This is a genomic window from Streptomyces sp. NPDC002566, assembly GCF_042889585.1.
Taxonomy (GTDB): Bacteria; Actinomycetota; Actinomycetes; order Streptomycetales; family Streptomycetaceae; genus Streptomyces.
On sequence record NZ_JBIARD010000004.1, the window covers coordinates 578,943 to 589,341 of the forward strand.

General features: G+C 73.2%; 8 protein-coding genes. 6 read left to right on the forward strand and 2 right to left on the reverse strand.

What is annotated here, in order from left to right; all coding sequences use genetic code 11:
* Positions 1 to 348 precede the first annotated feature (348 nt).
* From ACFYXA_RS19785 to ACFYXA_RS19810, 6 genes are all read left to right on the forward strand, one after another.
* Positions 349 to 924 carry a hypothetical protein gene (locus ACFYXA_RS19785; protein ID WP_352248574.1) on the forward strand — a complete coding sequence of 192 codons (576 nt, stop codon included), beginning with the start codon at positions 349 to 351 and terminating at the stop codon, positions 922 to 924.
* Positions 925 to 953: 29 nt separating this feature from the next.
* Positions 954 to 3,515 (forward strand): chorismate-binding protein, encoded by a 2,562-nt coding sequence (locus tag ACFYXA_RS19790; protein WP_389034411.1) that lies wholly within the window; start codon positions 954 to 956, stop codon positions 3,513 to 3,515.
* A complete protein-coding gene (locus ACFYXA_RS19795) occupies positions 3,512 to 5,035 on the forward strand; it encodes an AMP-binding protein (RefSeq protein WP_352248578.1) in 1,524 nt (507 codons plus the stop codon). Before ACFYXA_RS19790 ends, ACFYXA_RS19795 begins: the two co-directional genes overlap by 4 nt.
* 62 nt (positions 5,036 to 5,097) lie before the next feature.
* On the forward strand, positions 5,098 to 6,726 hold the full coding sequence (locus ACFYXA_RS19800; RefSeq protein ID WP_389034414.1) for a class I adenylate-forming enzyme family protein: 1,629 nt from the start codon (positions 5,098 to 5,100) through the stop codon (positions 6,724 to 6,726).
* Positions 6,723 to 7,898, forward strand: a complete 1,176-nt coding sequence (locus ACFYXA_RS19805; RefSeq protein WP_389034417.1) for an FAD-dependent monooxygenase — start codon at positions 6,723 to 6,725, stop codon at positions 7,896 to 7,898. The genes ACFYXA_RS19800 and ACFYXA_RS19805 overlap by 4 nt, the downstream gene beginning before the upstream one ends.
* Before the next feature lie 13 nt (positions 7,899 to 7,911).
* Positions 7,912 to 8,754 carry an aminotransferase class IV gene (locus ACFYXA_RS19810; protein WP_389034421.1) on the forward strand — a complete coding sequence of 281 codons (843 nt, stop codon included), beginning with the start codon at positions 7,912 to 7,914 and terminating at the stop codon, positions 8,752 to 8,754.
* Between the two features lie 71 nt (positions 8,755 to 8,825).
* Here ACFYXA_RS19810 and ACFYXA_RS19815 read toward each other — a convergent pair whose 3' ends face one another.
* Together ACFYXA_RS19815 and ACFYXA_RS19820 are read right to left on the reverse strand one after the other, a co-directional pair.
* Complete coding sequence (locus ACFYXA_RS19815) at positions 8,826 to 9,311, reverse strand: carboxymuconolactone decarboxylase family protein (protein ID WP_389034424.1); 486 nt, start codon at positions 9,309 to 9,311, stop codon at positions 8,826 to 8,828.
* A 127-nt stretch (positions 9,312 to 9,438) separates the two neighbouring features.
* Entirely contained in the window at positions 9,439 to 10,398 is a 960-nt protein-coding gene (locus ACFYXA_RS19820) for an ABC transporter substrate-binding protein (RefSeq protein WP_389034427.1), read from the reverse strand.
* Position 10,399: the final 1 nt, after the last annotated feature.

Below are 10,399 nucleotides of genomic sequence, written 5' to 3' on the forward strand. Positions count from 1 at the left end.
TCGTCTCACTCCGGGCCGCTCCCCGATGGTCCGTCCCATCCCAGCGCGCCAGTCACGGCCCGTCGGTCAGCCTACCGGCCGGGCCTCGACGGCAAGGGTGCGCGTCCACCATGCGAGCGACGCCTGCCGGGGCGTTTTTCCGGGCCCTTTTCGTGGGCGCGCGGGAATGATGCGCTATTCCATCCACTCCCGCAAGCGCTTTCCGTAATTCCGTCGGAAGTTACCCCGAGTATCGGCAGACATACTCAAGAAGCTCGCCCCAAAACGTTACAAGATCGACATTCACGGCGGCCGAAAAAAGTTCATTGAAGCTTGAACACGGCGGTTCTTCAGGCCGTACTCGAAAGCGTGACCAGTAATCCCGTCACCGTCACCGTGGCCTACCACGTGGTGCCGGGCCACGAGTCGGACTTCCACTCCTGGGGCTGGGCCATGCTGGCCGCGAGCGCGCGGCAACCGGGCTTTCTGGGAGGTGGCGTTCTTGTCGACGGAGAGGCGGAATGGCATGTGGTCTACCGCTTCGCCGGCGAGCGCGACCTTGCCGTCTGGGAGGAGTCGAGCGCTCGCCGGCAATGGGACGTCGAGGCCGTCGGGTTCTCCCGGCAGGCGGGCCGCAAGAGTGTTCGCGGCGGCAAGGCCTGGTTCGACTCCCAGGCCCCACAGCCCGCCCCACCGGCTCCGCCGTCGAAATGGAAGCTCTGGTTCGTGAATATGAGCGCCGTTTTTCCACCGGTGCTCATATTCAATGTGGCCGTGCTTCCCTATCTCGGCGCGCTCAATCCGCTCATTCGTACGCTGTTGCTGTGCCTCTGCGTGACGGCACTCGTCACCTGGATTCTCATGCCGCGCCTCCAGCGATTCTTCAAGAAATGGCTGTATCCACCGCTTCAGGCGCTGCGCGGACGGCACAAACGCACCGCGTAGGACGGGAACGACCAGAGGGAGGTGGGCGGGTGAAGACCCTGCTCATCGACAATTACGACTCGTACACGTACAACCTGTTCCAGCTGATCGCCGAGGTCAACGGCGAGGAGCCGGTGGTGGTCCTGAACGACACCCCGGCGGAAGCGGTTCCCGACCTCGCCGAGTTCGACAACGTGGTGGTGTCGCCCGGACCCGGGCACCCGGCGAACGCGCGTGACTTCGGCATCTCGGCCCGCGTGATCGCCGGCTCCACGCTGCCCCTGCTCGGCGTCTGCCTGGGGCACCAGGGGATCGCACTCGGGGAGCGCGGCGAGGTGGCGGCCGCGCCGGAGCCCCGGCACGGCTTCCTGACGACCGTGCGGCACGACGGCGGTGACCTGTTCCAGGGCCTGCCGCAGGACTTCACCGCGGTCCGCTACCACTCGCTGGCCGTGCGCGAGCCGTTGCCGGACTCCCTGGAGGCCACCGCCTGGGCGGAGGACGGCGTGCTGATGGGCCTGCGGCACCGTACGCGGCCGTTGTGGGGCGTGCAGTTCCACCCGGAGTCGGTGCTCACCGAGTACGGCCACCGCATGCTGGTGAACTTCCGCAATCTCACGGCCGAGCGGGCGCGCAAGCTACGCGCGAAGAACACGGCGGTCCCACTGAACGCGACCGCCCGCCCCGCGGGCGCCTCCCGGACGGCGGGAGTCCTGCGCACCCCCGCCCCGCCCGGACCGGCGCCGGTGACCTCGACGGCGACGGTGCTCCCGCTGGCCACCCTGGCCCACCCGCCGAACCCCGCGCCCACGCAGACCCCCGCGGAGAGCACCACGGCCACGGCGGCGGATCCCGCCGCCCCCGCGGCGACCGGCGCCGGCACCCCGGCCGTTCCCCTCATCCCCCGCCCCCGGCGTGCCGAAGGGGTCGGGTACCGGGTGCAGTGGCGGCGGGTCGAGGGGGCCGTCGACGCCGAGACGGCGTTCGGGCGGATGTACGCGGGCGCCGAGCGGGCGTTCTGGCTGGACAGTTCACTCGTCGAGCCGGGGCGGTCGAGGTTCTCGTTCTTCGGGGACGGCAGCGGCCCCCTCGCGGAGTTCGTGCGCTACGACGTCGACGCCGGGCGATGTGAGATCGAACGGCCGGGGCGGCCCCCGCGCAAGGTCCGCGCGAGCGTCTTCGACTACCTGAAGCGGCAGTTGGCGAGCCGCAAGGTCGACCCCGCCGGGCTGCCGTTCGGCTTCACCGGCGGTTATGTCGGCTACTTCGGCTACGAGACCAAGGCCGACTGCGGCTCCCCGAACCGGCACAGCTCCGACGTCCCCGACGCCTGCTGGCTCTTCGCCGACCGGCTGATCGCCGTGGACCACGAGGAGGGCGCCACGTACGCCGTGTGCCTCGCGGAGGACACCGCGCAGGGCGCGCGGGAGGCCGCCGACTGGCTGGACTCGGCGCAGGCCCGGCTGACCCGCCTCCTCGCGGACCCCGGCCCCGCCCTGCCCGCGCCGCCCGTGCCGGCGGCGGAGCCGGACCCCGCCGCGGCCGAACCCTGGCTGGTCCGCGACCGGGAGACGTACCTCGCCGACATCGCCGCCTGCCGCCGGGAGCTGCTGGCCGGCACCAGCTACGAGGTGTGCCTGACGGACGCCGCCCGGCTGCCCGCGCCGCCCGACGCCTTCGACTTCTACCGCGTGCTGCGCCGCAGCGACCCGGCGCCCTACGGGGCCTTCCTGCGGTTCGGCGACCTCGACGTGGCCGGTTCCTCCCCCGAGCGGTTCCTGCGCGTCACCCGGGACGGCGTGGCCGAGGCCAGGCCCATCAAGGGCACCGCGCGGCGCGCCGAGGACCCCGTGGCGGACGCCCGGCTCCGGGACGGGCTCGGCGCGGACGCCAAGACCCGCGCCGAGAACCTGATGATCGTCGACCTGCTGCGCAACGACCTCGGCCGGCTCTGCCGGACCGGGACGGTCCGGGTGACCGGGCTCATGGAGACCGAGACGTACACGACGGTGCACCAGCTCGTGTCCACCGTCGAGGGCCGGCTGCGCGAGGACAGGGACGCGGTGGACTGCGTCCGCGCCTGCTTCCCGGGCGGCTCGATGACCGGCGCGCCCAAGCTCCGCACGATGGAGATCATCGACGGCCTGGAGACCGAGGCCCGCGGGGTCTACTCCGGCGCCCTCGGCTACCTGGGCTGCGGCGGCGACGCCGATCTGAGCATCGTCATCCGCACGGCCGTGATCGCCGACGGGCTGATGCGCGTCGGGGCCGGCGGGGCGATCGTCCTCGACTCGGATCCGGTCGCGGAGTACGACGAGATGCTGCTGAAGACGGCCGGGCAGATGCGGGCGCACGCCGCCGCCCTGGCCCGGGCTCCCCGGCCCGCCGGCCGGCCGTCCCCGAGAGCGGCCGCCCGGTCGGCGGCCCCGCCGTCGGCGCTGCCGGCCGCCCTGCCTCCCGTACGGCCGTCCGCCGAGCGTCCGCCGGCCCGGCAGCGCCGGGAGCCGGTCGCCGCCTCCTCCCGCGGTCCCCAGCAGCGCCCGTCCACGGTGCGCGCCGACGCCCGGGCCGCGCAGACCTCCCAGATCGTCACCCCGGAGCCGGCCCCATGACGTCACCGCAGTCCACGCTGTCCCCGGCCGACCTCCACGTCCCCGGCAACCTCGCGGCGCACCTCGCCGTGCTCGCCGGGCAGCGCGGCTGGCACGAGCGGGCCGCCTTCCACCACGGGCACCGGACCTGGACCCACGGCGAGGTGCACACACTCGCGGCCGGCGCGGCCACCGTGCTCGCCGAGCACGGCGTACGCCCCGGCGACCGGGTGCTGCTCGCCCTGCCCGACGGCATCGCCTGGATCGTCGCCTTCCTCGGCGCCGCCCGAGCGGGCGCCACCGCGGTCCTGGTGAACCCCGAACTCCCGGCCCGTGAGCATGCGTTCATGGCCGAGGACACCGACGCCGTGCTGTGCGTCACCGGCCCGGGCCTGGAGAGCCGGTTCGCCGGCCGGGCCCAGCTCGGCGCCGACCGGCTCCTCGCACTCGCGCCCTTCGCCGAGCCGGCCGCCGCCCACCCCGTCGACGAGCGCACCGCGCTGTACGTCCAGTACACATCGGGCACGACGGGCAGCCCGAAGGGGGTCGTGCACCGGCACGGCGACCCGCGCCTCTACCACGAGCTGGTGGGCAGACGGCTGCTGAGAATCACCGAGGACGACGTCACCCTGTCGGTGTCCCGGCTGTACTTCGCCTACGGCTTCGGCAACGCCTTCGTCTTCCCGCTCTTCTCCGGTTCCTCCGCGGTGCTCAGCGACCGGCGCCCCACTGCGGCGGCCGTGGACGAGCTGGTCGCCCGGCACCGGGTGACGCTGCTCTACTCCGTGCCGTCCGCGTACGCCGCGCTGGCCGCCGACCTCGGCAACGGGCACGAGGCCTGCTTCGCCTCCGTACGGGCCGCGGTGTCGGCCGGGGAGGGCATGCCGGCCGTACTGGAGAGACAGGTCGCCGCTCTGCTCGGCGCGCCGGTGCTGGAGCAGATCGGCTCGACCGAGGCCGGGCACGCCTTCTGCGCCAACAGCGTGGCCCACAACCGCCCCGGCACCGTGGGCCGTCCCGTGCCCGGCTTCGAGGTGGAGGTCCGCGACCGTGACGGGCGTCCGCTGCCGGACGGCGCGGAGGGCGAGCTGTGGGTGCGCGGGCCGACGGTGACGTCCGGCTATCTGAACCGTCCCGAGGAGAGCGAACGAACCCTGGTCGGCGGCTGGTTGGCCACCCGTGACCGGGCGCGCCGTGAACCGGACGGGACGTACCGGCACCTGGGCCGCGTCGACGACATGGAGATGGTCGGCGGGATCACCGTCTCGCCGTTGGAGGTCGAGGAGGTACTGCGCGGTCATCCGTCGGTGCGGGAGGTCGCGGTCGTGGCCGTGCGCGACGGCGGCGGCACCAGCCGGCTGCGGGCGTTCGTCGTCCCGCGCACCGCGGCGCCGGCCGGTCTGGAGGACGACCTGATCGCGCTGGCGCGCCGGCGGCTGGCCGCTTTCAAGGTGCCGCGCAGCGTCAGCTTCGTCCCGTCGCTGCCCCGCACCCCCACCGGCAAGCTCCGCCGCCACCTGGTCCGCAAGGGCGCGTGGTGACCCGGCGCGGCCGGACGCGCACCCCCTGGCAGCCGCACGACCGAAGTGAAAGGACCAGCCGCATGTCCCAGCAGTCCCTGCTCGCCGACCGCGGGTTCTATCTCGGCCCGCTGTTCCGTCGGGCGGCCGACCGGCACGGGGCCGTCTTCGTCACCCTGGACCGGCCGCTGGACGTCGACCCCGCCCGCGGGGTGGACCTGAGCTACGCGGTGCTGGCCGATGTCGTCGAGGAGTTGTCGGCCCGGCTGTGGGAGGCGGGGGTGCGTCCCTCGGAGCAGGTGGCCGTCCACAAGACCGACAACGTGGACATCGTGCTGCTGACCTGCGCGATCTCCCGTATCGGCGCGGTCCCCGCGCTGCTGTCGCCCGGACTGTCCGGGCCGGTCGTGGGGAAGTTGCTGGCGCGGCTGCGCCGGCCGTGGCTGATCACCGACCGGGCGAAGCTGGCGGGTCCGCTCGCCGACGTCGACGTGCCCTCCCTGGTGCGGCGGACGCTGACCGTGGACGATGCGCCGGCCGCCGGGGGGCCGGACCTGTCCGGCGCGCCCTCGGGGCGGCCCGCGGCGCCCTCCGCGACGTACGCCGAGCCCCTCGGGAAGTACGCGGCGGCCGAGCCGCCCCCGCCGGTCCGGCTCCACCCGCGGGAGCCCGCGCTGATCACCCACAGCTCGGGCACCACCGGCATCCCCAAGCTGGCCGTGCACTGCGCGAACACCATGTGGAACCGGCTGGTGCCGCAGCAGGCGATGGGCTGGCCCACCCGCGGGGAGACCGCGGCCCTGCACATGTCGTTCGTGCACTCGCGCTTCTACCACCTGCTCGGCGTCCTGCTGCGCTTCGGCAGCCCGCTGGTGCTGATCACCGACCCGGAGCCGGCGAGCGTGGGGCCGCTGCTGTCGCGGCACCGCCCCGGGATCGTCGAGACCCACCCCAACACCTTCGTGCTGTGGGAGGAGTTGGCCGACGCGCCCGGGGCCCCGCTGTCCCGGGTCCGGTCGTACGGCTCGACGTTCGACGCGATCCATCCGCGCACGGTGCGGCGGCTGCTGGGGGCGTCGAAGCGGCGTGCGCCCTGGCTGATCCAGCTGTACGGGCAGAGCGAGACGGGCCCGGTGGCGTTCCAGTGGTTCACCCGGCGCAGCGCCGCCCGCGCGGACGGCCGCCGGGTGGGCAGCGGCATCCCGGGCTTCACCCGGGTCCGTGTGACCGACGACCACGGCAGGCCGGTCGCGCCGGGTGTGGCGGGCCGGATCGAGGCGCGCACGCGGGGCCGCATCCTCACCTACCTGGGCGCCCGGGAGACCTACGAACGCCAACTGGACGGTGACTGGTGGCAGATGGGCGACATGGGCTACCGGAGCCGGTTCGGGGTGCTGCACCTGATCGACCGTGAGGTGGACCGGATCGACTCGGTGCACAGCAACCTGGAGGTCGAGGACGTCCTGATGTCGCGTCTGGAGGAGCTGCGTGAGGTGGTCATCGTGCCCGGTGTGGACCGGGAGCCGGTGCCGGTGGTGTGCGTGCGCGGCGAACGGCCGCTGGACGCGGAGCGCTGGCGGGAGGCGACGGCGGACCTGCCCGCGATGGCGGAGCCCCGGCAGTGGCGGTTCGAGGAGCTGCCGATGACCGCGACGTGGAAGGTGAAGCGGGTGGAGATCACCCGCATGCTGGCCGAGGGCGCGCGCGCATGACGCCGGTCGTGGTGGTCGGCGCCGGCCCGGTCGGGCTGTCGGCGGCGCTCGCGCTGCGCGGGCGCGGACTGCCCGTGGTGCTGCTGGAGGCCGATCCGAAGGACCGTGAACGGCCGGGCAGCCGGGCCCTGTTCGTGCACCGGGAGACGCTGCGGCTGCTGGACGGCATGTGTCCGGGGCTGGCCGCCGAGATCACCGGGTACGGCCGGACCTGGCACACCCGGCGCACCCTGTACCGGGGCCGCGAGGTGTACGCGCGCACGTTCCCGCCGCCGTCGGGGCTGCCGCCGTTCACGAGCCTGCGCCAGGTGGACACCGAGCGCTTCCTGCGCGCCGCGTGCGAGCGGGAGGGCGTGGAGTTCGTCTGGGGCGCGCGGGTCGCGGGCGTGGAGGCCGGCGCGGCCGGTGTCTCGCTGACCGCCGAGGACGGCCGGGAGTGGAGCGCCGGGTACGTGGTCGCGGCGGACGGGGCGCGCTCGGCGGTCCGTGAGGCGCTGGGCGTCGCGCTGGAGGGGACGCGGGGCGAGGGCTTCCACGTGGTGGCGGACGTGGCGGACGTGCCGGGCGGCGAGCTGCCGCTGGAGCGGGTGTTCCACTACGAGCATCCGGGCGTCGGCGGCCGCAGTGTGATGCGGGTGCCGTTCACCGGCGGCTTCCAGGTGGACCTGCAGTGCCACGACGACGACGCGGAGGAGGACTGGGGCGGCGAGGAGGCGGTACGGCGCTGGCTGCCGGGTGTGGTGGGCGACGGGTACGCCGAGCGGATCCTGTGGGTGTCGACGTACCGTTTTCTGCGCAAGGTGGCGGCCTCCTTCACCGATCCGCACCGGCGGGTGCTGCTGGCCGGGGAGGCGGCGCACCTGTTCCCGCCGTTCGGCGCGCGGGGCATGAACAGCGGGATCGCGGACGCGGCGGCGGCGGCCGGGGCGGTCGCGGCCGGCACGGCCGACGCCGTGGAGGAGTTCGCGGCCGTACGGCGTGCGGCGGGCCTGTTCAACAGCGAGGCCGCGGGGATCGCCCTGGACCATCTGCGGCCGCGGCGGAGCGTACGGCTCCGTCAGCGGGCGGCGGCGGCTCTCGCGCCGGTGCTGCCGTCGTGCGGGTCGTGGCTGGAGCACGCGCCGTACGGTCCCCGGCACGGGGCGCCGGCGGTGGCGGGCCGCAAGTACTGAGCGGGAGGCAAGGGTGACTGCACGACTGGCCGCGCGAGAGGGGCTGCTGACCTGGACGCCGGGCGCGAGCCTGACGCCGTGGACGGAGGCGGCGGCCGAGGAGACGTCGGGCCGGGCAGCAGGGGAGCCTCTGCTGGTCGCGGACTCGTGGCTGCTGGCCGAGGGCCGGGTGCGCGGGTACGGGCGGCACCGGGAACGGTTCCTGCGGGCGTGCGCGGAGTCCGGGGCGTGCGGGGAGCCCGGCGGGCCGGGGCCGCGCCGGCTGGTGGGGTTCTGGCACGACATGACGGCCGCGCTGCCGCGCACGGGTGAGTGGTTCCCCCGGGTGGAGCTGGCCGCCGGCTCGCTGGAGTTGCGGCTGCGGTTGCGCAAGGCGCCGCCGCTCGGCACGCGGGTGCGGCTCTGGTCGGCCGGGCAGCCCGACCCGCGGAGCGTGCCCCGGCACAAGGGCCCGGACCTGGACGCCCTGGCCGGGGTGCGGGCGCGGGCCGTCGCCGAGGGGGCCCAGGAGGCGCTTCTGGTGGACGCGTCGGGGACGGTGCTGGAGTCGGCGACCGCGAGCGTGCTGTGGTGGGAGGGCGACACCCTCTGCCTGCCCCCGGACGGGGCGCCCGTGCTGCCCGGGGTGACGGCCGGCCTGATCCGGGAGCGGGCCGCCCGCTCCGCGGTTCCCGTCGCCCACCGCAGGCGCACGGTGGCCGAGCTGGCGGGCCGGGAGGTGTGGCTCGTGAACGCGCTGCACGGCATCCGCCCGGTGACGAGCTGGACGGACGACACCATGAGGGCGGGCCCCGCGGAAAAGGCGGAGGAATGGCGGCACTGGCTGGAAAACCTCACGGAGCCGCTGCCGAACTGATCGCGGGAAAAGAATCGACGAAATGCCGACGGGCATCGACGGAAAAGCCGATGCCCGAATTCGTCATTGCGTTACTTGGCGGCGGGCTGATACCCCCCGGGAACCATCCGGGTCGCGACGGCGATCCGGTTGTAGGCGTTGATGACGGTGGCCGCCCAGATCAGCGCCGCGATCTGTTCCTCGTCGAAGACCTCGGCGGCCTCGGCGTACACGTCGTCCGGCACATGGCCGTCGTGCACAAGCGTCACCGCCTCGGTCAACGCCAGCGCGGCACGCTCCCGTCCGTTGAAGAACGGGGTCTCCCGCCAGGCGTTCAGGGCGTAGATCCGCTGCTCGCTCTCCCCCTGGGAGCGGGCGTCCTTGGTGTGCATGTCGAGGCAGAAGGCGCACCCGTTGATCTGCGAGGCGCGGATCCTGACCAGTTCCAGGATCTCCGGTTCGACCTTCGCGTCCCGGGCGGCGGAAACGGCGGCGCCGTGCAGGGCGCCCATTGCGGCGGACACATCGGGGGTTGTTTTCTTGAGGGCCACGCGCGATATGGGGTCACTGGTGCTCATGCGCCGACTCTAACCGACGTTCTCACTTCCGGTGAGAAGAACTTCGACACCCGCTTTTTTCATTCGGCATTACCGGGCGCAGGAGGACCCGGCCGGGGGCCGCCCGTGATGGGCGGCCCCGTCCGGGTCAGCTCAGCCAGGAGCGCCAGGTCGACTCGTGGGTCTCCACCCACTTCTTCGCCGCGTCCTCGGGGGTGAGCTTCTGGTCGGCGATCATCAGGGAGACCGCGTTCTGGTCCTCGGTGGTCCACTTGAACTTCTTGAGGAAGGCCGCCGCCTTGCCGCCCTTCCTCGCGAAGTCCGCGTTGAGGTACTTCTCCAGCGGGGTGTGCGGGTAGCCGCAGGCCACCTTGTCGGGCACCGCGTCGCAGCCCTCCTTGTACGGGGGCAGCTTGACCTCCGTCATGGGCACCTTCTCGAACAGCCACTGGGGGGCGTACCAGTAGGTCAGGAAGGGCTTCTTCTCCTTGGCGAACTGCCGCATCTGGGTGATCTGGGCTGCCTCGGAGCCGGCGAAGACCACCTGGTAGTCCAGGTTCAGGTTCTTCACCAGCGCCTTGTCGTTGGTGACGTAGGACGGGGAGCCGTCCATCAGCTGGCCCTTGCCGCCGCTCTCGGGCGTGCGGAACTGCTCGGCGTACTTGTCGAGGTTCTTCCAGTTCGTGACGTCGGGGTGCTGCTTGGCGAAGTACGTCGGCACGAACCAGCCGATGTGGCCGGTGACGCCGAGTTCGCCGCCGCGCGCGATGGTCTTCTTGTCGTCGACGTAGCGCTTCTCCTGGTCGGGGTGGCCCCAGTCCTCCAGGATCGCGTCGACGCGGCCCTGGCTGAGCGCGTCCCAGGCGGGGACCTCGTCGACCTGCACGGTGTCGACGCGGTAGCCGAGCTCGTGCTCCAGGATGTACTGGGCGACGGCGACGTTGGCCTGCGCGCCCACCCAGGACTGCACCGACAGGGTGACGGACTTGGAGCCCTGGGCGTTGGCGAACGGCGAGGCCTGCTTGGTCATGTCGGCGGCGCCGCACCCGGTCAGGAGAGCGAGCGCGCAGGCGCCGCTCACCGCGGCGGTGGTCGTACGGAGTCGCATG

Bases quoted from the DNA above. Each gene is read 5' to 3' on its own strand.
- ACFYXA_RS19805 (WP_389034417.1), top strand. From the start codon at position 6,723: ATGACGCCGGTCGTGGTGGTCGGCGCCGGCCCGGTCGGGCTGTCGGCG.
- ACFYXA_RS19795 (WP_352248578.1), top strand. From the start codon at position 3,512: ATGACGTCACCGCAGTCCACGCTGTCCCCGGCCGACCTCCACGTCCCC.
- ACFYXA_RS19815 (WP_389034424.1), bottom strand. From the start codon at position 9,311: ATGAGCACCAGTGACCCCATATCGCGCGTGGCCCTCAAGAAAACAACC.
- ACFYXA_RS19800 (WP_389034414.1), top strand. From the start codon at position 5,098: ATGTCCCAGCAGTCCCTGCTCGCCGACCGCGGGTTCTATCTCGGCCCG.
- ACFYXA_RS19820 (WP_389034427.1), bottom strand. From the start codon at position 10,398: ATGCGACTCCGTACGACCACCGCCGCGGTGAGCGGCGCCTGCGCGCTC.